This window comes from Paracoccus lichenicola, from assembly GCF_009708075.1.
Classification (GTDB): Bacteria; Pseudomonadota; Alphaproteobacteria; order Rhodobacterales; family Rhodobacteraceae; genus Paracoccus; species Paracoccus lichenicola.
This window is the reverse complement of the sequence record NZ_WMBT01000008.1, coordinates 46,890-72,956: the sequence shown is the minus strand read 5'-3', so window position 1 is coordinate 72,956 and position 26,067 is coordinate 46,890. Positions and strand designations below refer to the sequence as shown.

Sequence of the window (26,067 nt, the reverse complement as noted above, 5' to 3'; positions counted from 1 at the left end):
GCGGACAAATCGGATGAGAATGAGCAGGTTTTCCAGAACCGCGCGGGCGGGCTGTTCGGCCCTGGCCATCGCCCTTGCCGCCGCGCCCGGTTCGGGCCTGGCCCAGGACCGGCAGGGCTGCGCGCTGACCGATGGCGCGCTGCCCGAAGGCTGCAGCCACGCCAACGCGGGCACGGTGGTCGCCCGCCCCGCCCCCGCCAACGCCGCGCACGAGGCGGCGGGCGACCTGGGGGATCTGGGTTTCTCGATCTCGATCGACGCGGCGCTCGTGGCGTCCGATGCCCCCGACGCCGCGGATGCCGCGCCGCGCCGGACAATCGCGGGCGCCCCCGCCGCGCTCGACCGGCTGCGGGCGATGGACCACGACCTGGACCGGCTGGGCCTGCGGGTGCAGGTGGACGGCCTGGGCGCGCGGCCCATGCTGAACCTGTCCACCACCGACCTGCGCACCGCCTATCCCGCGGGCGAAAGGGTGGAGTTCCGCAGCTTTTCCAACTATCCCGCCTGGATCGCCCGGGCCGAGGTGGTCGTGACCGATCCCGAACATCCCGGCCGCCCCCTGGCCGTGCTGCCCACGCGCCCCAACGGCGTGACCGCCTGGACCATGCCCGCCCAAGGCCCGGAAACGTTGTTCTACACCCTGCGCGTTTATGACGGGGACGGGCGGCTGGACGAAACCGCGCCCCTGCCCCTGACCCGTGGCGCGGCGGGCGGCCCCGACCTGACCGGCCCCGTCATCGCCGCGGGCGAGGCCGAGGACCGCACCGCCCGGCGCGGCATCCCCGTGCGCGGCGCCGTGGTCACCGTCTCGGGCGAGGCGCTGCCCCCGAACGCCCGCCTGACCGTGATGGGAGAGGAGGTCCTGGCCGACGCCGACCGCCGCTTCGTGCTGCAGCGCATCATGCCGCCGGGCGATCACGGCCTGGCCATCGCCATGGGCGGCCAGTCCCAAATCCGCAGCGTCACCGTGCCGCAACGCGAATTCTTCGCCACCGGCATCGCCGAGGTGACGCTGGGCCGCGATCTGGCCAATGACGAAAACTGGCGCTTCGGCCGGCTGTCGGGATTCCTGCAAGGGGTGCGCGCCGACGGCACGCGGCTGACCGCGTCCGTGGACACGCGCGACACGGAATTGCGCGACATCTTCGGCCACGCGACCCGCCGCTTTCCCGACCAGGTGCTGCGCCAGATCGAGGATCGCGATGTCTGGACCACCACCGGCGACGACAGCGCGACCGAAGACCTGGCCCCCACCTCGGGGCGGCTGTTCGTGCGGGTCGAGGATGACCGGAGCCATGCGATGTGGGGCGATTTCCGCCCCGAGGGCGATCTGGACCGCATGGTGCGCACCGACCGGACGCTGTACGGCGCCTCGGCCGGGTGGCAATCGCGGGACGTGGCCGTGGATGGCGGCCCGCGCCGCCGGATCGCGGCCTATGCCGCCTCGACCGACCGGCTGAGCCAGCGCGACGTGTTCCGCGGCACCGGGGGCAGCGCCTATTTCCTGTCCCACCGCGACATCGAATCGGGTACCGAGACCCTGCTGGTCGAGGTGCGAAACCCCGTCACCAACACGGTCGTCTCGTCCCGCCGTCTGGTGGAAGGGCAGGATTACCGCATCGACTATGTCCAGGGCGTGGTGATCCTGAACGAACCCTTGCAGCCTTCGGCCAACGGGCCGGGTCTGGTGCAGGACAGCGCGCTAGGCGATCACGTCGTGAACCTGGTCGCGCAATACGATTACGTCCCCGCCAGCGGCGGGGAGTCCGGCAGCAACCATGGCGCCCGGGCCGAGGCCTGGGCCACCCCCGCGCTCCGCCTGGGATCCACCCTGGCGCAGGACGGCGCGGGGACTGCGGACAACCGGCTGGCCGGGGTGGATCTGCTGTGGACAGGGGGCGCCGACAGTTGGCTGTCGGCCGAGATCGCGCAAAGCCAAGGCCCGGGCTTCGGCCAGACCCTGTCGCTGACGGGCGGGCTGGATCGGGATCCGCAAGGCCCCGCCGCAAGGGCCGAGGGGCAACGCGCGCGCGGAATGCGGGTGCAGGCCCGGCTGGATCTGGCCGACCTGGGCGGCGAAGGCCATGTCGCGGTCCTGGCCGACCGGCGCGACCGGGGCTTCAGTGCGCCCGACTGGACCGTCGGCGCGGGCCAGCGCAGCGAGGAACTGGACGGGCGCGTGGCCATCGGCGGCGCGACCGCGCTGACCTTAGGGGGCGAACGGTTCCGCGACGACGAGGGCAGACGCGACAACCGCGCCCGCCTGGGCATCGACCGGATGCTGAGCGCCGCCTGGCAACTGGAGGCCGAGGTCGCGCAACGCGACAGTGCCCATCCGGGCAGCTTGGTCGGCGGAGAGAACGGCGACAGCACCGACGCCGCGCTGCGCCTGACCTGGCACCGGGGCGACGACCTGTCGGTCTGGGCCTTCGGCCAGGCGAACCTGTCCCGTTCGGGCGACCTGCTTGCCGACAACCGCCTGGGCCTGGGGGCCGAGGCCGCGATCACCGGCAACCTGCGCGCCCTGGCCGAACTGTCCCACGGCACCCAAGGCCTGGCCGGGCGCGCGGGCCTGGCCTGGCAGGCCGATGCGGCATCCACCTATACCCTGGGATGGCGCGAGGATCCGACGCGGATCGACGACCTGTCCAGCGGCGAACGGCGCGGCCTGACCTTTGGCGCGCAACGCCGGATCAACGACGACTGGGCCTATACGACCGAAACCGTGCAAAGCGGCGTGACCGGCAGGCGCTCGCTCGCCTCGACCTATGGGGTCAGCTACACGCCCGACGCCCGCTGGCGGCATGACGCGGGCCTTGTGACCGGGCGCACGCGCGAACATGACGGCACGGTCCTGCGCCGGACGGGATTTTCGCTGGGCACCGCCTTTTCGGACGGCGAGGACCGATCCGCCCGGCTGCGCGGCGAATGGCGGCGCGAACGGCCCGACGAACCGGCCCGGCTGGCGCGGCGGGAAACCTGGATGGTGGCGGGCGATTTCACCTGGCGCGCCAGCGACGACTGGCGCCTTGTGGGCGAGCTGGACAGCGTCATCTCGCAAGGCGAGGAGGATCTGCGCGACGGCCGCTATGTCGAGGCGCGGCTGGGCTACGCCTATCGCCCCGTCGCCAGCGACCGGCTGAACGCGCTGTTCAGCTATACCTATTTGCAGGATCTGCCGGGGGCCGACCAGGTCAACATCGACGGCGACGCCGACGGCCCGCGCCAGCGCAGCCACATCCTGAATGCCGCCGTGACCTATGATTTGGACCAGCGGTGGACGCTGGGGGTCAAGTACGGCTACCGGATGCGCAGGCAGGCCGAACGCGACGATTCGGACTTCACCCGGTCCCGCGCGCATCTGGGCATCCTGCGGCTGGATTACCGCATCGTCTTCCGCTGGGATGCGATGGGAGAGGTCCGCGCCTTCCACGCCCCCCAGGCCGGCATGACCGAATACGGCGCGCTGCTGGGCATCTATCGCGAGATCACCCCCCATGCCCGGCTTGGCCTTGGCTATCTGTGGGGCGGTGTGTCCGACGACCTGCGCACCGTCGAGAAGGCGAAGGAAGGCGTCTTCGTGAACCTGATCGGCAAGTTCTGACGGGGGCACGCGCCGCGTCCTGCGGCATGTCGGCGCCCGAACCCGGTCAATCCTTGGACCAAGACAGCAACATCCGGGGGGCGGCACAAGGGGAGAACGGTCGCGCATTTGGTGGGCAGGGCAGGACTTGCTATTTCCATCATGTTGCAGGCCCTGTTTCCTGCCTTTCAGCCTCGGATCAGTTCGACGGCTATGCCGATGTCCAGGCCAGCCCAAGCCTGGTCTGCAGTCAGGGCAGGCATACCGAGTTCGGCCGCCAAGGCAAGACATGCCCGATCTCCAAGCGACAGGCCAAGCGTCCGGGTTGCCGGGCGCAGATGGCCAATGGCATAGGCTTGGGCAGCGGTGAGAGGCCGGACATCGAGAGGAAGGCCTCCGAGCACGTCCTCCACCTCCTAGACGCTCAGGCCCCGCTCACGCAACTTGGACACGACCTCGGCGAGATTGGCAGCGCCGATCACCGCCCTGGGCAGGGCCTCCAGAACGCGTTCGCTGCCCTGCTCGCCATTCAGAAGGCAAAGAAGGGCCGAGGCGTCCAGGACCGCGGCCTTACTCACGCTCTGCCTCGCGCCGACGGTCCGCGATCAGTTCGGCCGCCAGCGACACGCCTTCGGGCACATGGCGCCGCAATATGGCTTGAGCCTTGGCAACGGCCTGCGGAAGCGAGCGAACGCGCAGTTCGCCACCCTTGACCTCGACAAGCACGGTATCGCCTGCCGCGATCCCCAGTTCGCGGCGCATGAGCGCGGGAATGACAAGCTTGCCTCCTTCGATGATCCGAACCCGCTGCGCTGTCATGGCCTGTATCCCTTCTTGGGTCATCTTGTCCGCTCTGATACCTGTCAGTGTATATGGTATCGCAGGCGCAAAGAAGTCAGAAGCATCTTGAGTGGCAGACAGCGCTTAAGCGACTATGTCGCCGTGCTGTGTCGCATTTAGGAACACCCGCAGGTGACAGAATGCCCATGCCTCGGATCGGATACGCCCGCGTCAGCACGTCGAGCCAGGATCTCGACATCCAGAAAGCCCGATTGAGGGCGACAGGCTGCGAGATCGTCCGCTCTGAGACCGGCTCCGGGGCATCCCGCGACGGTCGCAGCGAACTGGCGACAGGATTGAGCTATGAAGGAAGTATCGATCATCGGCAATGACCTGGCCAAGCAGGTCTTTCAACTCCACGGAGCGACGGCCGAGGGAAAGGTCGTGTTTCGCAAGAAGCTGTCGCGCAAACAGTTCATGGCGTTCATGCAGGCGCACCCTGGCTGCCAGGTTGCCATGGATGCCTGCGCCATAGCGCACCCCTAGGCTCGAACCCTGGTCTCGATGAGGTTGCCAAGAGGATCAGCGAGAACCGTAAACTCATAAAGATCGTCAGGCCAATTCCGACAACATTGATAACAGCGAGATGATTTGGGTCCAAAACGGCACCGAGGAAGGGATCAAGGCCTTCATGGACCGCGGCATCGGATGCCTGCACGAGCTTATCGCAGACATCCGCACCTTGGAGGACAGGAGCCGCGAGTTCTTGCGTGACGAGCAATGCGAGCCTGACGGCATCGAAAGCATCATGGCCGACGAAAGCAGACGCCGAGGCAAGACGGTCCTCGGCATAGCCTTAGATTATACGTCTCCAGAACGACCACTCAACCAGCCTTGGCGATGCTGACCGGCACATTCGTCATCCGCGGCTGGCCCGTGTAGGGATCAAAAACCTGGTCCGAGGGGATCAGACGGTTCGGATTGGCACCGTATATTGCAGGTTCCGCTGTCGGATCCGTCGCGCGACCATAGGCAAACGACATGGAGAGCGTCTTGCGGATCAGATAGCGATCCGCATGGGCCAGGCCCCGGATCACACCCAGTTCCGAGGAGATGCGGATCTCATCGCCCTCGGCAATCTCCAGTTCTGCCATGTCTTCGGGATTGAGAAAGGCCGGATTGTAGGGCCTCCCTTTGTGGGTAACCTCATTGTGGCACGATGAATTGTAGACGTGGTTCTGCCTTCGGCAGAGCAGCCGGTATTCGTGCGCGTCATCGACGCTGGACGGCGCCGCATTCAGGAATTCAGTCAACCAGCGCATCATCTCGGCATGTCCAACATCAAGCCGGCTGCTATTTGCCGGATCACCCGGCTCGACCACGATAAGGTCTTCGTCATAGACATGCCCCCCCGGATTGCCTTTGATCCGCTGCAGCGGAATGCGGCCGCGTTCCGTCAAACGCTCGAGCAGCCTGCTACTCGTCGGCCGGCTGTCGAACTGCAACTTGGGAGCGTCGGGCGGAGAGCCGAAGGGCAAGACTTCGGCCCGATACCCCATGCGGACCAGAAGTTCGTAGAAGATCTCCCAGTCTTCCAGAAGGTCCGACCCTTCAGGCGGGGGGACGATGGCCTCGGTGTGCTGCGCATGGGCAAGGCCCTGACCGTAACCGGTAGCTCGCCCCGAAACCCAATCCATGAAGATCGTCGCCGCCTCGACTTCCAAGCCCATCATCGGCGGAAGGACGTAATGCGCAAGCTTCGCGGATTCGCTGTACCAAGGATCGACGGTGACAAAAAGATCGAGCGATGTCAGTGCCCTGATCACACGCTCCTGATCAGGATAGGCGACTGCCGGATTGCCGCCCCAACTGATCAGCGCCTTTACCTGACCTTTCCCGGGTAACAGCATCTCCTCGGCCAGAGCGGCCGTCGGCATTCCGGCCCGGGATTGTTTCAACCCACGGACCCGCAACCTGCCTGCAAGAGCCCAATCGGCGTCCGGCGGGCGCGCCTCGGCCCTTGCGGTGTAGGCCGGCAAAAGCGAGGGACTCGGCAAGATGGTCTCACCCGCGCGCATCCAGCGACCGCAGAGCGTGTCGATCACGATCGTGAGGTATTCGACCAAGGTACCGAAGCCCGACATGTGGGGGCCGGTCCCCGCCATCGCATAGCCACGCTTCGCACCTGCATAGGCGCGGGCCGCCTCGACGATCAGCTTGGCGTCAACTCCGGCGTCCTGCGCAACTGCCGCGATATCCAGTGAGTCGAGAGCCGAGGCCAACTCCCTGACGCCGGTGACATGGCGCGCGACAAACTCCGCGTCGTAGAGTTCTTCATCGAGGATCACCTTGATGAAAGCGGCCAGGATCTGGACATCCCAGCCCGGCCTTGCCTGCAGGAAGTGGGTGGCGCGTTGTGCAATCTGGGTTTCGCGTGGGTCGATCACGATCAACTTGCAGTCGCGCTGAAGCATATCGGCGATCCAGCGTTTCGGCGAACCCGCCGGAAAGCCTGTGTAGGTCAGCAAGGGATTGATCCCGATCAAAAGGATCGCATCGGGGCGATCAAACCCCCGGCTCGGCGCGCCCCAGTAGCCAAGAAACGATTGCGCCGTCTGCTTGCCACCCTTGTCGATGGTGTTCGGATCGAAGCGCATGTTTGTGCCGATCGCGTCGAGCAGTGCGTTGTAAAACGGCATCGCCGCACCGGGATTGCCGATGCTGGCCATCGTTCCCCAATAGGAGGCGATGGCGCGCGGCCCGAACCTGTCCTTGATCCGCTTCAGCTTCTCGGCGATCTCGTTGAGCGCGGCATCGCTCGAGACAGCTTCATGCGTCCCGTCCGCGCGCCGCCGCAGCGGGTGCAGCAGGCGGTTCTTGTCTGTCAGAAATGCGGCTTGCGACCTGCCCTTGATGCAACTGTAGCCCTTGTACTGCGGATTGTCCGGATTGCCTTCCACCGCCAGCACGCGACCATCCTCGACGATAACATTGATCGAGCATTGGTTGATGCAGCACCGGCAGAATGAATGTTTCAGCTCAGGCATCATAAGACTCCTGCTGGTGCCGTGCCGCGCGCAACATGTCTTCCTGGTGCACGAGCTTCACCCTGGGCCGGCCGACCGCCAATCCTGACGCTCGTTCATGCCGATCGATGGCTCGCCAAGCGGCAAGGTCGCCGCCAGCGGGCAGCGATGTCAGCAGCCGCTCACGCGCCTCGGTTATGTGCCCGAGACGACCCGCGGTGAAATCCTCGAGCACGGATGACACGGTTTCCCGGGCACAAAGCTTGTTCGTGCCCATGACGCCCGAGGGTCCGCGCTTGATCCAGCCTGTGACATAGACACCGGGCAGGTTTTCGTCCGTTTCCGGGTCACGCACTCGCCCGGCAGTGTTGGGGATGCGGCCTTGGGACGCTTCAAAGGGAACTCCCGCGATCGGCTTGCCGCGATAGCCGACCGAGCGCAGGATCAGCCCGGCTTCCTGATACATCTGCTCGCCGATCGCTGCCGTGACGGGCTTGCCATCTGGACCCCGCGTCAGGCCCGTGACCGCGAGATTCACGCCCTCGACGCGCAGCTTGCCCATCATGGCCACCGGTGCACGGAAGAAGGACAGCCGGACGGACCGGCCCTCGGAAGATGCCTCGCGCGGCAAGTCGAGAATGGCCTTCACCTTCTGTCTCACCGCCCAAGGAGCAGCCCCCATGGCTTGCCGCTGAAGTTTGTCGGCCTCGAAATCCGCAGGCAGGTCGGTCCAGAGCGCGATGCCTGCCGTCGATCGAAGTCCCATGAGTTCGGGAAGCGTGAAGGCCGCCTCGAGCGGGCCGCGCCGGCCAAGGACGACAATCTCGCGCAGACGGCTTTGTGTCAGTGCCTCCAAGGCATGTTGGGCCATGTCGGATTGGCGCAGATCCGCTACGTCCCGAGCCAGTATCCTTGCGACATCAAGTGCGACATTGCCATTACCGATGATCACCGCTCGGTCCGTATCCAGATCAAAGCGAAGATCGGCAAAATCGGGGTGGCCATTGTACCATGCGGCAAACTCCATCGCGGAATGGCTGCCGGGCAGAGCCTCGCCCTCTATTCCCAGCCGACGATCGGACAAGGCGCCATTGGCGTAGATCACGGCGTCATAGGCCGCACACAGATCGACATGCGAAAGATCCCGGTCGATCTCTACGCCGAGGCGCAGGGTGACACGGGCGTCATCAAGTGTCCTCTCGAAGCTGCGGGTGATCTCCTTGGTGTTGAGGTGATCCGGCGCCACACCAAAGCGTGCCAGCCCCCACGGCACGAACAAGCGCTCGAACATGTCGATCTGCAGCCCCTGCCCGGTCCGCTTCAGAAGATCTTCAGCCGCGTAACAGCCGGCAGGTCCGGTGCCGACGATCGCCACGCGCAATGGACTTCCCGCCAGCGCCACTCGATCGTCGAACTGGCGCAACGCACGTTTTGGGTGGTAATCGCGCTTTCCCGGCTGCTGGAAATGCGCGGCATTGATCGCGATGAAAGCGTGATCCTTTGGTTCCAGATCGTAGTCCGCAACGATGGCTCCTACAGGGCACGCATCCGCGCATGCACCGCAATCGATGCAGACATCCGGATCGATATAGAGCATCTCTGCCGTCGAATAGGCTGCCTCGGTCGGGCCTGGATGGATACAGTTCACCGGACATACATCGACACATGCTGCATCGTTGCAGCAATGCTGGGTCACGACATGGGCCACGTGCGGTTTCCTCCCGGCACACTCATGATATTATCGAAGTATGAGCCGAGCTATGGCCGCAACCATGTTGCGATACATGCTGGCTCGATACGCACCGTGTGCCCCTCCCAAGACCCGGCGTGCAATCGACTGCCACTGGACAATTCATTGTAGCACTAGAACATAATAATCTACCATACCTTTCTGCTGGCAGAATGATCTGTGTCTAGGCTCCAGATTTATTGATCTTCAGAGCCAGAACAGGATGGTGGCTGCGAGGGCGATTGCGCAGAAGTGAGTCTCTGGGCATCGGTCGCATCGAGTGGCGACGCGTCTCCCATCCTTCAACCGACCGAACATGATCTCGATGCGGTTGCGTCGCTTGCAACGCCGCTTGTCATATTTCGCAGTCTTCTTGCGGGACGACCTGCCAGGGATACAGACCTTTATTCCTTTGTCCTCAATGGCCTCTCGCAGCCAATCTGCATTATGGCCCGATCCACAACCAGCCAATCGGCCTTGGGCAGGCTGCTCAGCAGTGCTGCCGCACCGGTGTAGTCGCTGACCTGTCCGGCCGACATGAAGAACCGGATCGGCCGGCCCTTTGCATCGGTGACGGCGTGAAATTTGGTGTTCATGCCACCCTGGGTGCGCCCGATCTGCCGCCCGCGTTCCCTTTTTCGCACGCAGGCTGGAAGCGGTGCGATCCGCTTTGAGGTAGGTCGCATCGATCATGATCGTCTTGCTCTTGGCAGTCTCGGCGGCCAGGCCAGGCACGGGGCAGAAAAAAACGCAAGTGGTGCTAAGGCGATCGCGCCCAGGCGTGGCCAGCGTCAAGCCGGACACGCCGGGCCACGGGTCCGCCGCTTCCTGGGTTTTATCATAATTTCAAGCTATTAATCGATCACCAACCGCCTGCCAGGTTTAGGTTCCCCGCTGTCCTGCCCCTTATTATGTTCCAACAAATCTTTTGACAGCGGAGTTATCTTATCCTAGCGTACCAATATTGCCCGCCATCCGACTGCCGGAGGAGGCAGCCCCGGGGGCGAAAAACTACAGTGAACAGGAAGGTTTCGGCACATGCCGGAGGCCAAAAATGGCCTCTGCGCCAACCGATGCATCGTCCCAACGCCATACATATCGGGGAGGATATGCGATAATGGCACCTATCACTCGTGGACGGCTTTTGGCTGTCTCGGCACTGGCACTCACCCTGGCCTCAGGCACGGCTTTCGCCGAAATCACCAAGCTCAGGCTGGGCGTCCTGAACGACATGGCCAGCGGCTTTTCCGCCTGGAGCGGGCCAGGGTCAGTCGTTGCCGCGAAACTCGCCGTCGAGGATTTCCGCAAGGCCCATCCCGAAGCAAAATTCGACATCGAAGTGCTTTCGGCCGATCACCAGAACAAGGCCGATGTCGCCTCGACCATTGCGCGGGACTGGATCAGGGACGGCGTTAACGCCATCATCGACGTGCCAAATTCCGCCGCCGCGCTGGCGGTTGCGGCGCTGGTCAAGGACAGCGACACCGCCTTGCTCGTCTCGGGCGGCGGACATGACGCGCTGACCCGCGATGCGTGCACGCCGAACACGGTGCACTGGACCTTTGACCTGTATTCGCTGGCACGCAACACCGCGCAGGCGACGGTGGAGACCGGCGGGAAAAGCTGGTTCTTCGTCACCTCCGACTATGCTGGGGGCAAGGGGCTGGAGGCAGTTGCCACCAAGTTCGTGCTTGAGGCCGGGGGCGAGGTCAAGGGTCATGCGCTACCGCCGCTGGGGCTGGTCGATTATTCGTCGTTCCTGCTTCAGGCGCAGTCCTCCGGTTCCGACGTGGTGGCTTTTGGCACCGCAGGCACGGACCTGATGAACATGATCAAGCAGTCCAACGAGTTCGGCTTGGTGGAAGGCGGCCAACGGCTCGCGACGCTTGCCATTTTCATCAACGATGTACACGGTCTGGGACTCGAGGTGGCCCAAGGGCTGATCTATACGACGGCCTTCTACTGGGACACGAACGACCAGACCCGCGCGTTTTCCGAACGTTTCGCCCCCGCCCATGATGGCGCGATGCCGTCCGAAGGACAGGCGGGCGTCTATTCCGTGACCTACCACTATCTCGAATCCGCCCTTGCGACCGGATCGCCCAAGGCCGGCACCATCGTCGCGAACATGAAGGCCCAGCCGATCGACGACCCGCTGTTCGGCCAGGTCACGATCCGCCCCGATGGCCGCGCCATCCACGACATGTATGTAATGCAGGTCAAGGCCCCCGAGGAAAGCAAGAAGCCCTGGGATTACGTCAAGGCGCTGAAGATCATCCCCGGCGATCAGGCCTTCGGCCCGGCCGAACCAAATAAATGCCCGTTGGCACAGTAAGGCGCGCGCATGCAACCCGCCGGATCGCGCACGGCTCCGTGCCGATCCGCCCTCCCTCCAGGAGCAGAGACAATGATTACCCTAGACGATGCGGATTTTCATCCGCGCGACCCCTCTGACATGAGCTGGACCGAGACCACCTTCCTGCCGTTTGCCGTCCCTGAAGAAGGCATCTTCGGCAATTGCTATGTGCTGGCCCGGCCAAATCTGGGAGTATGCCTGTCCTCGGTGATCGTCAGCCGTGGCATCTGCCTGCACACTTACGAGATCGACTTCACCGATCCGCAGATGCATTTGAAATGTCCCGAGAAATTTTCCGACTTCACGCTTGAGAACGGCTTATCCGTCAAGGCGCTTGGCGGTCCGCAGAACTACGACCTCCGCTATGAGAACCAGCTTGGCGCCTGCAGCTTCGACCTGAAGTTCCGCGGTCTCCACCGCCCCTTCGACCCGCACGATCCCGCGGAAAACCCGATGGTCTTCGAACGGGCGACGGGCGCCGAGGATGCCCGCATTGGCAGGGAATGGGCGAATGGCCATTTCGAATGCAAGGGCCACATCACCGGTTCGCTGACGCTTTACGGCGAAACCTACCAGGTCGACTGCTACGAGGGCATGGACCATTCCTGGGGTCCCCGAAAGGAACTGGGCACCCGCGCCGTGACCTGGATTTCCATCAACTTCGGCGAGGAGCTGGCCATCCATCTGGCCGTGCCGATGCGGATCGAAAAGGGCACGGTCCTGTATGATCCGGTCCAGTTCGGTTTCGTCTGCGAGAATGGCGAGGTCCATGGCGTGGTCAGCGCCGAGGTGCAGGCCAACCGGGTCCACCTTCAGCCGGTGGGCAACCGCATCACCGTCACCGACATCCGCGGCAAGAGCTTCGAGTTCCTGGGCACTGCGGTTGGCGGGCACCCGTGGCATTCGTTCAATCCCTGCCATGTCTGCTATCAGACCACGATGCGCTACACCTGGAACGGCTGCATCGGCTTCGGCGAATTCGGGGATATCTTCGGGCTGGACTACCTTGCCCGCCACATGTCGCGTTCCGCCCCGTGGCGCCGCGTCCAGACGGGGGGCATCGTATGACCGCCGCACCCGCATCGCTTCACGACAGTTTCAATATCCGCGACAATCCCACGCCGGAATTCATCCGCGCAATCCGCGACCGATTTCCTGTGGAGCGCGAGGTCGATGAGCTTCTGACGCGCAAGATGCAGAACCGCTCTGGCCCGCCCTATCGCCGCATCACGCTGGACGAACTGGAGGCAAACCTGTCCCGGATGCTGACCGACCTTGGGGTCGCCAACTTCGTCATAACGAAACCGGGCTGGTTCACTGGGGGCGTGTCCAAGATCCAGATGGGCTTCACCCTGGAATGGGACGACCCGGCAAAGGGCCGCAGGAAGGAACGGCTGGTGCTGCGGATGGACCCGTCCGAGGGGTCCAACACCACATCCCGCTCAAGGGAATACGAGCTGCTCGAGGCGTTCCGGGGCATCATTCCCGTGCCCGCGGTATATTGGCTGGACCCAGACGGGCGCTGGTTTACCCAACCGGCGCTGATCTATGCTTTTGCGCCGGGCGTCACCAAAAGCCGGGCCACGCAAACGGGTCAAGTCAGCGGGCTTGGGACCAATTTCGGGCCCGAGCTGCGGGCCAAACTGGCGCCGCAATTCATGGCCCATCTGGCGGCGGTCCACGACTTCGACTTTTCGTCCCGGTCCTTCTCGACCATGGACATGCCCGAGGCCGGAACCACGCAGGCGGCACTCTGGCAGCTGAATCGCGCCCGCCGCATCTGGGAAGAGGACAGGGGCGAGGACTTCCCGCTGATGGACGTGGCCGCGAACTGGCTGGAGGCGAATGTGCCCCTGCTCGACCACGCCAGCATCGTGCATGGCGATTTCCGCAGCGGCAACTTTCTGTTCGACGAGGAAACCGGCCAGATCGGCGCATGGCTCGACTGGGAACGGGCGCATATCGGCGACCGCCACCGCGATCTGGCCTGGATGACGCAATCGACCATGGGCCATTATTCCGAGGACGGGAAAACCTATTTCGTCTGCGGGCTGATCCCGCTGGATGAATTCTTCGACCGGTATACCCGGACCTCCGGCCTCTCGGTCGATCCCGACCGGCTGGCTTGGTATCGCATCCTGAACTGCTACCAGATCATCGCCTCGACCGTGGCAACGGCCAATCGTGTCGCGCGGCTTGGGAAGTCGCATCAGGATCCGCTGCTGACCCGGGTCAAGGGCATGGCGCCGACCGTCGAACTCGAATTGTCTCTTTGCCTCAAGGAGCGTTTGTGATGGATCACTCCGACACCGGCCTGCGCGCCATCTGCAAATCGCTGACCGACGTTATCGCCCCGTCGCTGCAACCCGACGACCCGCTGGCCCGCGAACAGCTGGGGCTGATCGTGCATTACCTGGAATTCCTGCGGTCGCGGCTGGACCATCTGCATGCGCGGGAGCGGTTCCAGTTGGCCGATGCGCGGGCCCTTGCCGCGCGAGTCCGCAACGCGGTGCAAGGCGCATCGGGCACAGCCACGCTGGAAAGCACGATTGCCGCCGCCGACGATCTGCTGGCCGACCCCTGGGCAGCAACCGGCGACCTGCGCGAAGCGACTGCCCGCGCGAATCATGCGGTTTCCGAGATCGTGCAAGCCGCTCCCGGTCTGCCTGCCGAGGTTTCGCGCCGCCTCTCTCTGGCCGTGATCGACGGGAGCGGGGACCGCATCGCCATGGAACGGGCCTGGTATCTTCCCATGGGTCTCGATCCCTCCCCGGCCGAGATTCTGCCGCTTGAAACCTTGCTCCGCCGTCATGCGGGCGACCATGAAAACAGTGCGACTGCCGAGTGACAGTCCCCACGCGGTAAAGCTGGAACGGATCGCCATGACTGAGACAATTCTTCAAGCACGCAACCTTTCTAAGCAGTTCGGCGGGTTCAAGGCCGTGAATGGCGTGTCCCTCGACGTGGCGCGCGGCACGGTGCAGGCATTGATCGGGCCGAACGGGGCGGGCAAGACCACGACCTTCAACCTGCTGACCCGGTTTCTGGACGCGACCTCGGGCACGATCCGCTTTGACGGCAAGGATATCACCCGGCGGCATCCGGCCGACGTGGCGATGGACGGCATGGTGCGGTCGTTCCAGATCTCGGCCACGTTCCCGCATCTGACCCTGATCGAGAACGTGCGCATTGCGCTCCAGCGCCGGGAAGGGGGCACATTCCGGTTCTGGCGGCCGATCACCCGGTCCGAGACACTGAACGACAAGGCAGAGAAGCTTTTGGCCGACGTGGGCCTGGCCGATCGCGGCGGCCGGCTTGCCTCCAGCCTGTCCTATGGTCGCAAGCGGGCGCTGGAGATCGCGACGACGCTGGCGCTGCGGCCGAAACTGCTGCTGCTGGACGAACCGACCTCGGGCATGGGGATCGAGGATATCGCGCCGATCACCGCGCTGATAAACCGCCTGCGCGGATCGATGACGGTGCTGATGGTGGAACATAACCTGTCCGTAGTGGCCGAGCTTTCCGACCGCATTACCGTCCTGGCACGGGGCGAGGTGCTGGCCGAGGGAACCTATGCCGAGGTTTCGACCAACCCCGACGTCACCCGCGCCTATATGGGAGAGTAGGATGACCGCAGACACGGCCATGCTTTCGGTCCGCAACCTCCACGCCTGGTATGGCGAGAGTCATGTGCTCCACGGCGTGACATTGCATGTCAACCGGGGCGAGGTGGTCACGCTCTTGGGCCGGAACGGCGCGGGCAAGTCCACCACCATGCGTGCCATCATGGGGCTGATGAAGAAACGCAGCGGCAGCATCACCTATGAGGGGCGCGAGGCGATCACGCTGCCGTCGCATCAGATCGCGCGGATGGGAATCGCCTATTGCCCGGAACACCGCGGCATCTTTTCACGGCTGGATGTCCAGGAAAACCTGGAACTCCCACCGGTGATCGGCGCCTATCCCCTGACGCTTGACCGGGTGCAGGCGATGTTCCCGCGGCTTCTGGAACGCCGCCACAGCCCGGGGACGAAACTGTCGGGGGGAGAACAGCAGATGCTGGCCATCGCGCGGATCCTGCGGACCGGAGCCAGATTCCTGCTGCTGGACGAACCGACCGAAGGTCTGGCCCCGATCATCGTCAAGCACCTGGGAGAGATCATCGGATCGCTACAGTCCATGGGCTTCACCATCCTGCTGGTCGAGCAGAACTTCCGCTTTGCTTCCGCTCTGGCAGACCGGCACTACGTGGTCGAACACGGGCGGGTGGTCGATGAAATCGCCTCGGGCGAACTGGCCGCCGGATCGGCGCGGATGCGGGTCTATCTGGGCGTCTGAAAGGGAAACGACATGGAAATTTTCGGAATTCCCGCTCAGGCGCTTTACGGCCAGCTCGCGCTTGGGCTGGTCAATGGAGCGTTCTATGCGTTGCTGAGCCTTGGGCTCGCCATCATCTTCGGGCTTCTCAACCTGATCAACTTCGCGCATGGGGCGCAATACATGCTGGGCGCCTATGTCGCCTGGATGCTGCTCAGCTATCTGGGGATCGGGTTCTGGGGGGCGCTGATCCTCGCCCCTCTGGTGGTGGCGATGCTGGGCATGGCGCTGGAACGGGGGCTGCTGCGGCACCTCCGCGACGTGGACCAGATATACGGGCTGCTCCTGACCTTCGGCGTCGCCCTGATCCTCGAAGGGCTAGTGGCGCAGACCTATGGCTGGTCGGGGATGCCCTATCCTAACCCGCTACCGGGCTCGGTCGATCTGGGGTTCATGCGCATGCCGATGTATCGGCTGGCGGCAATCGCCATCTCGCTGGTCGTCTGCCTTGCGGTCTGGATTGCCATCGAGCGGACCAAGCTTGGCGCCTATCTGCGCGCCGCGTCTGAGGATGCCGATATGGTGCAGGCCTTCGGCGTCAACATCCCCCGGCTGATCATGCTGACTTATGGCTTTGGGGTCGGGCTGGCCGGGCTGGCGGGTGTCGTCGCCGCCCCGGTCTATCAGGTCAGCCCGGCGATGGGGTCGAACCTCATCATCGTCGTCTTCGCCGTGGTGGTGATCGGCGGCATGGGATCCATCGCGGGTTCGGTGATCGCCGGCTTCGGGCTGGGCCTGATCGAGGGGTTGACGAAGGTCTTCTATCCGGCCGCCTCGACCACAGTGATCTTCTTCATCATGATCCTGATTCTCATCTTCCGGCCCTCGGGCCTGTTCGGGAGCACCCGATGACCAGCAGCACGACCACCCTTGCCGCCCCCCAGAGCGAACGTCGGATGACCCAACGCCGCCGGATGGCGGAACTCGGGCTCTTTGCCGCCATCGTCCTGATGCTGCTGCTTGCGCCCTTGGTCATGAACCCCTTCGTGGTGATGAAAATCATGTGCTTTGCCATGTTTGCGCTGGCGCTGAACCTGCTCATGGGGTTCACCGGCATCGTCTCCTTCGGCCATGCGATGTTCTTCGGCAGCGGGGCCTATGCGGGCGGCTATGCGATCAAGGCCCTGGGCTGGCCGCTGGAGGCGGGAATTCTGCTGGCCGCCGCCTCCGCGGCCCTGCTGGGGCTTGGCACCGGGGTGCTGGCGGTCCGCCGTCATGGGATCTACACCGCGATGGTCACGCTCGCCTTTGCGCAGATGCTGCTGTTCCTGGCCATTCAGGCGCCCTTCACCGGGGGCGAGGACGGGCTGCAGTCGATCCCCCGCGGGTATTTCCTGGGACTGCTGGACACGCGGAACGAGTTCCAGCTTTTCCTGGCGACGCTGATCCTGTTCGTGGTAGTGTTCCTGATCGTCTTCCGCACCGTGCATTCGCCCTTTGGCCAGACGCTGAAGGCAATCCGGGAAAACGAAACGCGGGCGATCTCGCTTGGCTACCGCACCAACCGCTACAAGCTTGCGGCCTTCGTCCTTTCCGCCGCCCTGTCCGGCGCGGCCGGAGCGATGAAGGCGGCAGTGTTCGAACTGGCCTCGCTCACGGACGTGTCCTGGCACACCTCGGGCGAGGTGGTGCTGATGAACCTCGTCGGCGGCATCGGCACGATGCTGGGGCCGATCGCGGGCGCGGCGATGATCATCGGGATTCAGGAATTCCTGTCAGGGATCGAGGACTGGATCCTGGTCATCAACGGGGTGATCTTTGTGGTGGTGGTCATCGCTTTCCGCAAGGGCATCGTAGGCGAGATCATCGGCTTTCTCGCCCGCCACGAAGGGCGCTGACGGTCAGGGCTGAAAAGTCAATTCGATCTGGAACCTGTCCACCGGATTCAGGCTGACGCTGAGGTGAAAGAAATGATCGTCGGCGTTGAAATACAGCGTCGTGATCTGGGTGGCGAGCATCTTGCGGGGGATTTTCAGGTAGTCGGCGCAGTCGTCCGGCATCAGAACCGGCTGCGCAAAGGTCCGCGCCGACATCGCCCGGCCCAAGCCCAGGTCGCCGATGGTGTCAATGGCCGACGCCTTGGTCTTGCCCATCCGGCGCGCGGCCTCTTCGAGCTCACGCGGGAAATAGAGCGTGATCGGGTTCCAGGGTTCCTGCGTCTTGTCCAGAATGCGATAGCAGGAAAGCCTGAGCCAGTCGGACGAGTCGCGGCCAAAGGGCGTGTAATCCCGGCAAAGTCCAGTGATCCCGGCAAAAGGCTCAAAGGAATCTATCCTGAGCCGGGACTTCGCGTGAATCTCGCGCAGCGCGATGAACGGGTTGACCGTGGTCCGCACGACAGGAATTTCCTCCTTCTTGACCACTCGGGATCCTTTCTTGCGGATGCGGGTGATCAACCCCTGATCGGCAAGCTGCCGGAGGCTTGCGCGGATGGTATTCCGGCTGACGCCATACTGTCCTGCAAGGTCGATCTCGTTCGGCAGATAGCTGTCTACGGGAAGCGACCCGTCGGCAATACGGGTGCGTAATTCCTCGGCGATCCGTTCCCATAGCGGGATGATACGGCCGGTTGTTTTTTTGGGATGATTCATCAGTTCCGTTCGCCCTGGAGATGCGCGTGGGCAACCATGACACGCCCGCAAGATACCGCCAACCCTACCGATTTGCCGACCACCGCCCACATAGGCCATAGGCGGCGAACTGACGCAAAAGGAGCGGCAATCTCGGGTCGTTCCCACGACACCCCGGCGGCCGGCCGTAGGCGGTATCCCTGTCCACATCGGCACGGTGTCTGCTGACGGGACCGAACGACGCGCTGCCCAAGATCACGCGTCCATCCGCCGCTGCCGGATAATGGATATCGGTCCCGAAGGGCTGGTCCACGATGATGGCGGCCGACCAGAGATCATTGAACTGGTGCTTACAGGCGAAGCCGAAGTTGTCGTAGGAAGACGCAACATCGCCCGTGCGCTCACCGCCGGGGAGGGGCCAAGAGGCAGGTCTCTTCCCGTGATGCGGGGCGAGACATGGCCATATCTCAGTTCGAGATGATTGCCGGCTCGAACAAAGGACCGAGGAACCGGTTGCTCCGCTCGAGACTGCCCGCATGAACGATCGTGTTGCAAAGGAGCCAAGAGGCCAAGCCCATGGATGCGGTCTTCATGAAGCCTCGTTTCAAAGCTCGGTCATCAAACACGTCGATGGCGGGCAAATGCCGCTGAGGAACGTTAGCTCGCGACAGGGAGGGGACACGGGACACCGCTCTCGCTTGGCGCAGAACCGTCATGATCTGGGCTTCGGCGAGGTAGAATACGCGTCACCTCCGCAGGTGGTGTCAGCTTAAGACGTTGCAGCAACCAAGATATCCCCAGATCAATGGCCTACCGCGGAGTGACAGGTTCAGGCAGAATGCAACAAAAGAAGAACTATTCTGTTTCTTCCTAACTGCCCTGGAGTCATTCTGGTCATGCCTGCCCGATCCTTCAACCCTGCCATTGCCGCCCTGCGCGAGCAGATCATGCGTCTTGACCGTGCCGGCCAAGGCGCGCACACGGACGGTGCGGCGCGTGGACAAGGCAGGCAGCCGGGCTATCAGCCAAGGTCGCCCAGAACGGCGACGGCTTCCCATGGCTTGAGGGTGATGGGACCGGGCGGCACGGTGGCACGAGCGGGTTCGGACGAGATGTTGCACAGCACCGACGACCGCCGATTTTCCCATTCGCGGGCATAGGCCCAGATCCGGGAATGATCCTCCAGCCAGGGGACGAAGCGGCCTTGCACGATCACCTCGTGGCGCTTGCGCAGGGCGATCAGGCGGCGGTAATGCGCCAGGACCGGCCGGGGCGTCGTGCCGCGCCGCGCCGTTGATCCCGGCGCTGCTCGTGTTGACGGCGATCCAGAGCGTGTCCGGGGTGAAGCTCGCGCCGGGGAACGCGTTCCACTGCATCGGCGTGCGGTCATGGCCGCGCCTTCCAAGAACCGGTCCTCGGGCAGGCCCTAGGCCAGCGTCTCGCGGTGCATGGCGATCAGCCCGATGTCGCGGTAATCGGTGATGGGGGTGAAGCCCGCGTTGGTCATGCCGATCTCCTCGCCCTGGAAGACGAAGGGCGTGCCGCGCATCAGGTGGATGGCTGTCGCCAGCGCCTTGGCCGAGCGTTTCCGCCATCGCCCCCCCCGTCGCCATGGCGCGACACGGACCGGGGCAGGTCGTGGTTCTTCAGGAACAGGGAATTCCAGTCGTCCTCCTCCAGCGCCATCTGCCAGTCGGTCCAGACCTTCTTGAAGGCCACCAAATCCAGCGGGCGCGGGCGCCACTTGCCAGGGATGCTGTCCCAGCCTGCGACGACATGCTGGAACTGGAACAGCATGTCGCGTTCCTTCCGCTCGCGCCCGCAGTAAGGCAGCGCCGTGTCCGTCGTGACGTTCCAGCTTTCGCCCACCGTCACCACGTCGCGGCCCGCCAGGACCTTTCGGTGCATTCCTGCAGGAAGCCGTGCAGGAACGGCCCTTCGGCGATCAGGCCGCGGTCGATGTCCTTGCCGATCAGGTCGATCACGTCCATGCGGAAGCCGCCCACCCCGTCGCCATTCCCATCGGCAAAGTTGCGCGGATGGATCCGATAGGCGGTGCGGTCCTGCCACCATGCCCTGCGTCGCGTCATCGTCCGGAAAACCCTGTGCCCGGGGGAACGGCTGTTTTGCCGCCTTGTTCCCCGTCCTGGCCCGGTCCGGCGCGGCCTTGCCGTCCGCCGGGAACCCGTCGCGGCCCGGCGTGTTGCCGATACGAGCGCCCCTGCGGCCCCGTTCTCGAAAAGGATCCCATGCGCAAGACCAGGTTCCCCGGCACCAGATCCGCCCGGCAGCGGGAGGACGGTCCCTGTCGTGCCCCTGTCCCGGGCGGCCCTGGGGGCCATGACGGCGGAGCAGGGGCGGGGGCTGCGGCATGATCGCCGGCGCGCTTGTCCCGGACCTTGCGGGTCTTTACTGCGGTCCGGCCCCGGGTCCGGGCGCGATCTGGATGCGCTGGAACCTCGATCCGCTGCTGCTGGCAGCGCTGGCCGCGCTGATGCTGGTGCTGGGCCGGTCCCGGCCGGGTGCCGTGGCGGTCGCGGTGCTGGCGGTGGCCTTCGTCTCGCCGCTCTGCGCGCTATCGGCGGCGCTGTTTTCGGCGCGGGTGGTCCATCACCTGCTGCTGGTGGCCGTTGCCGCGCCGCTGGTCGCGCTGGCCTGGCCCGCGCGCCGGACGCGCGCCGTCACGCCGGTGTTCCTGATCGCGACGGGGGTGCTGTGGGCCTGGCACCTGCCGCAGGCCTATGACGCGGCGATGGCAAACAAGGGGCTGTATTGGGTGATGCAGGCGACCTTGCTGGGATCGGCCACGGCCTTCTGGCGGGCGGTGCTGGCGCCCGGCCAGCCTGCGGGGCAGGTGGGGCTGGCGATCCTGGGGACCTACATGCAGATGGGGTTGCTGGGGGCGCTGCTGACCCTTGCGCCCGATGTCCTGTATGCGATCCACCGGACGGCGCCGCTGGCCTGGGGCTTCGCGCCGCTTTCGGACCAGCAGCTTGGCGGGCTGATCATGTGGGTGCCGGCGGGCATCCCCTATGCCGTCCTGGGCGCGCTGGTGGCGCGGCGGGGCTGGCGGCAGATGCAGGACCGTCCGGCATGATCGCCTGGCTGGAACCGGTGATCCCGCATCTCAAGGCGCTGCACATCCTGGCCCTGGCCTTGTGGGTGGGGGGCCTCTTCGGCCTGCCGGTGATGCTGTCGCGCCACGACCCGGCCATCGGGCAGGCCGATTTCACCCGGATCCGGCTGGCCTCCCATGTCGGCTATGTCTGGGTGGTCACGCCCGCCGCCGTGACGGCCGTCGTCGCCGGAACCTGGCTGATCTTCCTGCGCGAGGTCTTTGTTCCCTGGATGTTCGCCAAGCTGGTCTTCGTGGCGTTGCTGATCGGGTTCCATGCCTGGGTGGGCCACCATATCGTCAAGGTGGGCGAAACCGACGGCCGCCACGAAACCCCCCGGCCCCGCGGGCCGCTGCTGATCCTGCTGCTGCCGGTCCTGGCCATCCTGACCCTGGTGCTGATGAAGCCGGGGCTTGACGACATCCCGATGCCCGGCTGGCTGACGGAACCGCGCGACCGTCAGTTGCCCGTGTCGGATGTCCCCAGATGATAGTCGAACACGAGCCTGCCGCCATGCCACCCGGTCGCCCCCACCATCAGGACGCCGAAGCCCGACAACAGGATGCCATAGGGCAGCACCGCGTCCTCGTAGCCACCCAGCCGATAGCCCCAGTTGGCCCCCAGCACCGACAGCAGCACCACGGCGATCCCCGCATGGGTCCAGGCGGCGGCGCGCGCCCGGATGCCGGGCACGAACAGCAGCTCCAGCGTCCCCGTGAAGGCCGCCGCGACCCCGATCAGGAAGGCCATGCCCCCCGCCCACAGCGCCGCCCGCGCCCAGAAGGCGTCGCCCGTCCACCAATAGAACAGGTCGGCCCCAAAGGTGCAGAAGGTCAGCGCGACGGGAAAGGCCACGCTCATCGCGTGCAGGGGGTGGCCGGCGATCGCGATCGTGGACGAGGTCTGGTGAAAGCCCGGCAGGTCGGCCACCGGATCCTCGAACCGGCCTTCCTTGCCCGCGCCCGGCGTGCCGTCGGTCTCGTGCCTGCCCTGCGTCTTGTCCCCGGCCATCGGCGTGTCCTTTCCAGGATGGTCATCGGGGGCACAACGCCGCCGATGCTGGCGGGTTGCGAGAACCGCCTGTCCGCCGTCCAGCCCGCCGGGCCTGCGGCCGACATCATCGCGACCCTGTGGTGGGTCATGCTGGGGGGCGCGGCGGCGATCCTGCTGCTGGTCCTGGTCCTGCTGGCGCTGGCCTTCCGCCGGGGCGGCGGGCCGTCGGACGCCGCGGCGGACAGCCGGGGCGAGGCGGTCTGGATCAAGGGCCTTGGCCTCGGCTTCACGATGGCGGTGCTGGCCGCCTTGTCCGCCTGGGGGCTGTGGATCGGCGAACGGCTGCTGCCGCGCCCCGGTCCCGGCGTGGTGGCGGTCGAGGCGCAGGGGCGGCAATGGGCCTGGCGCTTCAGCTATCCCGACGCGCCCGGCCGCGTGACGGAAGGCGCGCTGCACATCCCCGCGGGCCGCCCCGTCGATGTGCGCATCACCAGCGCCGACGTGATCCACAGCTTCTGGGTGCCGCGCCTGGCGGGCAAGCTGGACGCGATCCCTGGCCATGTGAACACCCTGCGCATCGAGGCATGGCGGCCTGGCGAATACGCGGGCGTCAGCGCGGAATTCAGCGGGCCGGGATACCGCCGCCACCATTTCACCGTGGTCGCCCATGACGCGGCGGCCTGGAACGCATTCCTGGCAGGGGGAACGCCGTGACCGACAAGCCGCGCCTGACCGCGCTACGCCTGCACAAGGCGCTGTATCCGATCTGGCGGAACGATCCCGGCTGGAAGGGCGTGCTGACCACGGTCAACAACAACACCATCGGCACCATGTTCATCCTGGGCGCCGCCGGGATGTTCCTGGCGGGCGGGATCCTGGCCATGCTGATCCGGGCGCAGCTGGCATCCCCCCGGTCGGCCTTCATGGGTCCCGAGGTCTACAACCAGATCTTCACGATGCACGGGACCATCATGATGTTCCTGTTCGCCATCCCCTTTTTCGAGGCGCTGACCGTCTTTCTGCTGCCCGCGATGCTGGGAACGCGCGACCTGGCCTTTCCCCGGCTGGGGGCCTATGGCTTCTGGTGCTACATGATCGGAGCCACGATCATGATCGTGGCGCTGCTGGCGGGGGTGGCGCCCGACGGCGGCTGGTTCATGTATCCGCCGCTGTCGTCATCGGCCCATTCCCCCGGCATCAACACCGACATCTGGCTTTTGGGCATCAGCTTCATTGAGATCTCGGCCATCGGCGCGGCGGTCGAGGTGGTCGTGACCGTGCTGCGCTATCGCGCCGTCGGCATGACGCTGGACCGGCTGCCGATCTTTGCCTGGTACATGCTGGTCGTGGCGGTGATGATCCTGACCGCCTTCCCGCCGATGATCCTGGGATCGCTGATCCTGGAACTGGAACGCGCCTTCGACATGCCCTTCTTCCAGGCCGAACACGGCGGCGACAGCCTGCTGTGGCAGCACCTGTTCTGGCTGTTCGGCCACCCCGAGGTGTATATCATCTTCCTGCCCGCGGCGGGCGTCATCTCGGCCATCCTGCCGGTGATGGCGCGCACCACGCTGTTGGGTTATGGCTGGGTGGTGGCGGCGGCCATTTCGCTGGCGGTGCTCAGCTTCGGGCTGTGGGTGCATCACATGTTCACCACCGGCATCCCGCACATGGGGCTGGCCTTCTTTTCCGCCGTCTCGACGCTGGTGGCGGTGCCCACGGGGGTGCAGATCTTCGCCTGGATCGGCACGCTGTGGAAGGGCCGCCCCCGGATGCATCTGCCGATGCTGTGGATCATGGGCTTTTTCGTGACCTTCGTGATGGGCGGGCTGACCGGGGTGATGGTCGCCATGGTGCCCTTCGACTGGCAGGCGCACGACACCTATTTCGTGGTGGCGCACCTGCATTACGTCCTGATCGGCGGCTATGTCTTTCCGATGATCGCCGGCATCTATTACTGGCTGCCGGTCCTGACCGGGCGCAAGCGGTTCTTCCGCATGGGCGAGGTGGCCTTCTGGCTGGTCATGGCGGGCTTTCACGGCACCTTCCTGCTGCTGCACTGGGCGGGGCTTCTGGGAATGCGGCGGCGGGTGGACAGCATCGAGGCCGGTTCGGGGTGGGAAGGGATCAACCTGCTGGCCTCGGTCAGCGGCTTCGTGCTGGCGATCGGCTTTGGCCTGGTGGTCCTGGACGTGGCGGCGAACGCCCTTGTCGCGGTGCGCGGGCGGCGCAACCCGTGGAACGCGGGCACGCTGGAATGGGCCACGCCGATCCCCTCGCCCGCCTACAACGTCGCCTCGATCCCGGTGGTGGACAGCCGCTATCCCCTGCACGACAACCCCGGCCTGCCCGTCCAGATCGCCCGGGGCGAGGGGTTCCTGGGCCATCCGACACGCAACCGGCGCGAAACGCTGGCCGTCAGCGTGTCGGGGGCAAGGCCCGACTTCATCGCCGTCATGCCCCGCAACTCGATCGTGCCCTTTGCCATGGCGGTCGTCACCAGCGTCATGTTCATGGCGCCGGTGTGGAAGGGGTGGTGGCTGATGTTCGCCTCGGCCGGGGGCGTGGCGATGCTGGCGATGGTCTGGGCTTGGGCCGGCGGCTCTCGCCATGACGAGGGGCTGCTGGACGCGGGCCGGGGCGTGACCCTGCCCCCCCATACCGAGATTTCCCACCCCCCCGGCTGGTGGGGGTCGCTGTTCCTGCTGCTGGCCGATGCGGTGCTGTTCGGGTCGCTGCTGTTCGGCTATGCCTTCCTGTGGACGGTCGCCCCGAACTGGCCGCCGCCCGCGATCCTGGAACCCGGCACCGGGGGACCGGCCCTGGCGGCGGGCGGCGCGGTCCTGGCCTGCGGGGGCATCCGTGGGGCCGACCAGGCGATCCGCAGGGGCCGCGCGCCCTGGCCGGGGCTGGTGGCCAGCCTGGCCGGGCTTGCCGCCCTGGGCGGCGCCGCCTGGACGGTGTTCGGGGGCACGACCCACGACGCCCATGCCTATGACGCGACGCTGTGGGTGATCGCGGGCTATGCCGTCTTTCATGCCGGAGTCGCGGGGCTGATGGCGCTGTTCCTGATGGCCCGCATCCGCGCGGGCTTCATCTCGGCCCGGCGCTGCGGCGATGCGCGGGTGGTGCGGCTGTGGATCGACTATGCCGCCCTGACCGCCGCCCTGGGCCTTGGCGCGGCCTGGCTGCCGGGGTGGCTGGCATGACCGACATCCTGCGCCTGTCGCTGCCGCTGAGCGTCTGGATCGCCGCCTTCAGCGCGGTCTATGGCCTGGAGGGGATCGTGTGTTCGGACCACTGGGCCGCGGCGGGGTTGAGCCTGGGGCAGGGGCGCGCCGCGCTGCTGGTCGCGTGGGCTGCCGCCATCGCGGTGCAGGTGGTTCTGCTGGCCGGCCTGCGGATGCCGCGCTTCGCCTCGTCCCTGCCGGGGGTGCAGCGGATCGCCGCGATCCTGGCGGCGGTGGCGCTGGTCGCGACGGTGTGGAGCCTGTTGCCGGTCGCGGCGACCTCGCTGTGCCTTTAGGGCGGGAACCC

At 65.4% G+C, this 26,067-nt stretch carries 25 protein-coding genes and 2 pseudogenes; 16 read left to right on the top strand and 11 right to left on the bottom strand.

Translation table 11 applies throughout. The annotated features are described in order from the left end of the window. Positions 1-19: 19 nt before the first annotated feature. Positions 20-3,604, top strand: coding sequence for a transporter (locus GIY56_RS13095; RefSeq protein WP_230312514.1), 3,585 nt, complete (start codon positions 20-22; stop codon positions 3,602-3,604). Positions 3,605-3,999: 395 nt separating this feature from the next. Here the strand turns inward: GIY56_RS13095 and GIY56_RS18580 are convergent, their stop codons facing one another. Both GIY56_RS18580 and GIY56_RS13085 read right to left on the bottom strand, forming a co-directional pair. After that, positions 4,000-4,161 (bottom strand): PIN domain-containing protein, encoded by a 162-nt coding sequence (locus GIY56_RS18580; RefSeq protein WP_230312513.1) that lies wholly within the window; start codon positions 4,159-4,161, stop codon positions 4,000-4,002. Further along, positions 4,154-4,426 carry an AbrB/MazE/SpoVT family DNA-binding domain-containing protein gene (locus GIY56_RS13085; protein WP_230312511.1) on the bottom strand — a complete coding sequence of 91 codons (273 nt, stop codon included), beginning with the start codon at positions 4,424-4,426 and terminating at the stop codon, positions 4,154-4,156. Before GIY56_RS13085 ends, GIY56_RS18580 begins: the two co-directional genes overlap by 8 nt. 29 nt (positions 4,427-4,455) lie before the next feature. On the opposite strand from GIY56_RS13085, the gene GIY56_RS18890 reads away from it, so the two are divergent. Further along, positions 4,456-4,755, top strand: coding sequence for a recombinase family protein (locus GIY56_RS18890; RefSeq protein ID WP_328288544.1), 300 nt, complete (start codon positions 4,456-4,458; stop codon positions 4,753-4,755). Then, a pseudogene (locus tag GIY56_RS13075) lies at positions 4,727-4,903 on the top strand (IS110 family transposase); the annotation flags it as partial. The gene GIY56_RS18890 and the pseudogene GIY56_RS13075, both read left to right, overlap by 29 nt. Before the next feature lie 344 nt (positions 4,904-5,247). On the opposite strand, the gene GIY56_RS13065 reads toward GIY56_RS13075, so the two are convergent. From GIY56_RS13065 to GIY56_RS13055, 3 genes and pseudogenes are all read right to left on the bottom strand, one after another. Further along, positions 5,248-7,410 carry a molybdopterin-containing oxidoreductase family protein gene (locus GIY56_RS13065; protein WP_196053627.1) on the bottom strand — a complete coding sequence of 721 codons (2,163 nt, stop codon included), beginning with the start codon at positions 7,408-7,410 and terminating at the stop codon, positions 5,248-5,250. Beyond that, entirely contained in the window at positions 7,403-9,097 is a 1,695-nt protein-coding gene (locus GIY56_RS13060; protein WP_328288543.1) for an FAD-dependent oxidoreductase, read from the bottom strand. The genes GIY56_RS13065 and GIY56_RS13060 overlap by 8 nt, the downstream gene beginning before the upstream one ends. A gap of 228 nt (positions 9,098-9,325) precedes the next feature. Continuing rightward, a pseudogene (locus tag GIY56_RS13055) lies at positions 9,326-9,850 on the bottom strand (IS5 family transposase); the annotation flags it as partial. 232 nt (positions 9,851-10,082) lie between these two features. On the opposite strand from GIY56_RS13055, the gene GIY56_RS13050 reads away from it, so the two are divergent. The 8 genes from GIY56_RS13050 (at position 10,083) to GIY56_RS13015 (ending at position 17,689) form a co-directional block, all read left to right on the top strand. Further along, on the top strand, positions 10,083-11,453 hold the full coding sequence (locus GIY56_RS13050) for an ABC transporter substrate-binding protein (protein WP_230312510.1): 1,371 nt from the start codon (positions 10,083-10,085) through the stop codon (positions 11,451-11,453). 120 nt (positions 11,454-11,573) lie between these two features. Continuing rightward, positions 11,574-12,542 carry a DUF7064 domain-containing protein gene (locus GIY56_RS13045; protein WP_230312509.1) on the top strand — a complete coding sequence of 323 codons (969 nt, stop codon included), beginning with the start codon at positions 11,574-11,576 and terminating at the stop codon, positions 12,540-12,542. Continuing rightward, positions 12,539-13,768 carry a phosphotransferase family protein gene (locus tag GIY56_RS13040; protein WP_154765289.1) on the top strand — a complete coding sequence of 410 codons (1,230 nt, stop codon included), beginning with the start codon at positions 12,539-12,541 and terminating at the stop codon, positions 13,766-13,768. Before GIY56_RS13045 ends, GIY56_RS13040 begins: the two co-directional genes overlap by 4 nt. Continuing rightward, entirely contained in the window at positions 13,768-14,322 is a 555-nt protein-coding gene (locus tag GIY56_RS13035) for a hypothetical protein (RefSeq protein ID WP_154765288.1), read from the top strand. The genes GIY56_RS13040 and GIY56_RS13035 overlap by 1 nt, the downstream gene beginning before the upstream one ends. 34 nt (positions 14,323-14,356) lie before the next feature. Further along, positions 14,357-15,100 carry an ABC transporter ATP-binding protein gene (locus tag GIY56_RS13030; RefSeq protein WP_154765287.1) on the top strand — a complete coding sequence of 248 codons (744 nt, stop codon included), beginning with the start codon at positions 14,357-14,359 and terminating at the stop codon, positions 15,098-15,100. Position 15,101: 1 nt separating this feature from the next. Next, positions 15,102-15,812 (top strand): ABC transporter ATP-binding protein, encoded by a 711-nt coding sequence (locus GIY56_RS13025; protein WP_154765286.1) that lies wholly within the window; start codon positions 15,102-15,104, stop codon positions 15,810-15,812. 12 nt (positions 15,813-15,824) lie between these two features. Next, entirely contained in the window at positions 15,825-16,703 is an 879-nt protein-coding gene (locus GIY56_RS13020) for a branched-chain amino acid ABC transporter permease (RefSeq protein WP_154765285.1), read from the top strand. Continuing rightward, a complete protein-coding gene (locus GIY56_RS13015; RefSeq protein ID WP_154765284.1) occupies positions 16,700-17,689 on the top strand; it encodes a branched-chain amino acid ABC transporter permease in 990 nt (329 codons plus the stop codon). Before GIY56_RS13020 ends, GIY56_RS13015 begins: the two co-directional genes overlap by 4 nt. A gap of 3 nt (positions 17,690-17,692) precedes the next feature. Here the strand turns inward: GIY56_RS13015 and GIY56_RS13010 are convergent, their stop codons facing one another. The 5 genes from GIY56_RS13010 to GIY56_RS18395 all read right to left on the bottom strand — a co-directional run bounded on the left by GIY56_RS13010 (position 17,693) and on the right by GIY56_RS18395 (position 20,511). Beyond that, on the bottom strand, positions 17,693-18,442 hold the full coding sequence (locus GIY56_RS13010) for a GntR family transcriptional regulator (protein WP_196053626.1): 750 nt from the start codon (positions 18,440-18,442) through the stop codon (positions 17,693-17,695). 1,000 nt (positions 18,443-19,442) lie between these two features. Then, positions 19,443-19,811 carry a DUF3459 domain-containing protein gene (locus GIY56_RS13005; RefSeq protein WP_154765282.1) on the bottom strand — a complete coding sequence of 123 codons (369 nt, stop codon included), beginning with the start codon at positions 19,809-19,811 and terminating at the stop codon, positions 19,443-19,445. 36 nt (positions 19,812-19,847) lie between these two features. Continuing rightward, positions 19,848-19,970 (bottom strand): hypothetical protein, encoded by a 123-nt coding sequence (locus GIY56_RS18775; RefSeq protein WP_196053625.1) that lies wholly within the window; start codon positions 19,968-19,970, stop codon positions 19,848-19,850. After that, a complete protein-coding gene (locus GIY56_RS18400) occupies positions 19,970-20,329 on the bottom strand; it encodes an alpha-amylase family glycosyl hydrolase (RefSeq protein ID WP_196053624.1) in 360 nt (119 codons plus the stop codon). Before GIY56_RS18400 ends, GIY56_RS18775 begins: the two co-directional genes overlap by 1 nt. Further along, positions 20,293-20,511, bottom strand: coding sequence for a hypothetical protein (locus GIY56_RS18395; protein ID WP_196053623.1), 219 nt, complete (start codon positions 20,509-20,511; stop codon positions 20,293-20,295). The genes GIY56_RS18400 and GIY56_RS18395 overlap by 37 nt, the downstream gene beginning before the upstream one ends. Positions 20,512-20,792: 281 nt before the next feature. On the opposite strand from GIY56_RS18395, the gene GIY56_RS12990 reads away from it, so the two are divergent. Further along, complete coding sequence (locus GIY56_RS12990; protein ID WP_154765279.1) at positions 20,793-21,518, top strand: cytochrome c oxidase assembly protein; 726 nt, start codon at positions 20,793-20,795, stop codon at positions 21,516-21,518. Continuing rightward, positions 21,515-22,027 carry a CopD family protein gene (locus GIY56_RS12985; protein ID WP_154765278.1) on the top strand — a complete coding sequence of 171 codons (513 nt, stop codon included), beginning with the start codon at positions 21,515-21,517 and terminating at the stop codon, positions 22,025-22,027. Before GIY56_RS12990 ends, GIY56_RS12985 begins: the two co-directional genes overlap by 4 nt. Here the strand turns inward: GIY56_RS12985 and GIY56_RS12980 are convergent. Further along, positions 21,997-22,548, bottom strand: a complete 552-nt coding sequence (locus tag GIY56_RS12980; protein WP_154765277.1) for a DUF2231 domain-containing protein — start codon at positions 22,546-22,548, stop codon at positions 21,997-21,999. The two genes, GIY56_RS12985 and GIY56_RS12980, sit on opposite strands and share 31 nt — an antisense overlap. Positions 22,549-22,593: 45 nt before the next feature. On the opposite strand from GIY56_RS12980, the gene GIY56_RS12975 reads away from it, so the two are divergent. Genes GIY56_RS12975 through GIY56_RS12965 form a run of 3 tightly spaced genes read left to right on the top strand, consistent with a single transcriptional unit; the run spans position 22,594 to position 26,056 of the window. Continuing rightward, on the top strand, positions 22,594-23,244 hold the full coding sequence (locus GIY56_RS12975; RefSeq protein WP_154765276.1) for a cytochrome c oxidase subunit II: 651 nt from the start codon (positions 22,594-22,596) through the stop codon (positions 23,242-23,244). A gap of 14 nt (positions 23,245-23,258) precedes the next feature. Then, positions 23,259-25,739 carry a cytochrome c oxidase subunit I gene (gene ctaD, locus GIY56_RS12970; protein WP_154765376.1) on the top strand — a complete coding sequence of 827 codons (2,481 nt, stop codon included), beginning with the start codon at positions 23,259-23,261 and terminating at the stop codon, positions 25,737-25,739. Continuing rightward, positions 25,736-26,056 carry a hypothetical protein gene (locus GIY56_RS12965; RefSeq protein ID WP_154765275.1) on the top strand — a complete coding sequence of 107 codons (321 nt, stop codon included), beginning with the start codon at positions 25,736-25,738 and terminating at the stop codon, positions 26,054-26,056. The genes ctaD and GIY56_RS12965 overlap by 4 nt, the downstream gene beginning before the upstream one ends. The last annotated feature ends 11 nt before the right edge of the window (positions 26,057-26,067 follow it).

Coding starts and splice junctions, on each gene's coding strand:
- GIY56_RS13095 (WP_230312514.1), top strand. CDS start 20: ATGAGCAGGTTTTCCAGAACCGCGCGGGCGGGCTGTTCGGCCCTGGCC.
- GIY56_RS13085 (WP_230312511.1), bottom strand. CDS start 4,426: ATGACCCAAGAAGGGATACAGGCCATGACAGCGCAGCGGGTTCGGATC.
- GIY56_RS18890 (WP_328288544.1), top strand. CDS start 4,456: ATGGTATCGCAGGCGCAAAGAAGTCAGAAGCATCTTGAGTGGCAGACA.
- GIY56_RS13065 (WP_196053627.1), bottom strand. CDS start 7,410: ATGCCTGAGCTGAAACATTCATTCTGCCGGTGCTGCATCAACCAATGC.
- GIY56_RS13045 (WP_230312509.1), top strand. CDS start 11,574: ATGAGCTGGACCGAGACCACCTTCCTGCCGTTTGCCGTCCCTGAAGAA.
- GIY56_RS13040 (WP_154765289.1), top strand. CDS start 12,539: ATGACCGCCGCACCCGCATCGCTTCACGACAGTTTCAATATCCGCGAC.
- GIY56_RS13035 (WP_154765288.1), top strand. CDS start 13,768: ATGGATCACTCCGACACCGGCCTGCGCGCCATCTGCAAATCGCTGACC.
- GIY56_RS13030 (WP_154765287.1), top strand. CDS start 14,357: ATGACTGAGACAATTCTTCAAGCACGCAACCTTTCTAAGCAGTTCGGC.
- GIY56_RS13025 (WP_154765286.1), top strand. CDS start 15,102: ATGACCGCAGACACGGCCATGCTTTCGGTCCGCAACCTCCACGCCTGG.
- GIY56_RS13020 (WP_154765285.1), top strand. CDS start 15,825: ATGGAAATTTTCGGAATTCCCGCTCAGGCGCTTTACGGCCAGCTCGCG.
- GIY56_RS13015 (WP_154765284.1), top strand. CDS start 16,700: ATGACCAGCAGCACGACCACCCTTGCCGCCCCCCAGAGCGAACGTCGG.
- GIY56_RS13010 (WP_196053626.1), bottom strand. CDS start 18,442: ATGAATCATCCCAAAAAAACAACCGGCCGTATCATCCCGCTATGGGAA.
- GIY56_RS13005 (WP_154765282.1), bottom strand. CDS start 19,811: ATGACCGCACGCCGATGCAGTGGAACGCGTTCCCCGGCGCGAGCTTCA.
- GIY56_RS18775 (WP_196053625.1), bottom strand. CDS start 19,970: ATGCGCGGCACGCCCTTCGTCTTCCAGGGCGAGGAGATCGGCATGACC.
- GIY56_RS18400 (WP_196053624.1), bottom strand. CDS start 20,329: ATGCACCGAAAGGTCCTGGCGGGCCGCGACGTGGTGACGGTGGGCGAA.
- GIY56_RS18395 (WP_196053623.1), bottom strand. CDS start 20,511: ATGACGCGACGCAGGGCATGGTGGCAGGACCGCACCGCCTATCGGATC.
- GIY56_RS12990 (WP_154765279.1), top strand. CDS start 20,793: ATGATCGCCGGCGCGCTTGTCCCGGACCTTGCGGGTCTTTACTGCGGT.
- GIY56_RS12985 (WP_154765278.1), top strand. CDS start 21,515: ATGATCGCCTGGCTGGAACCGGTGATCCCGCATCTCAAGGCGCTGCAC.
- GIY56_RS12980 (WP_154765277.1), bottom strand. CDS start 22,548: ATGGCCGGGGACAAGACGCAGGGCAGGCACGAGACCGACGGCACGCCG.
- GIY56_RS12975 (WP_154765276.1), top strand. CDS start 22,594: ATGCTGGCGGGTTGCGAGAACCGCCTGTCCGCCGTCCAGCCCGCCGGG.
- GIY56_RS12965 (WP_154765275.1), top strand. CDS start 25,736: ATGACCGACATCCTGCGCCTGTCGCTGCCGCTGAGCGTCTGGATCGCC.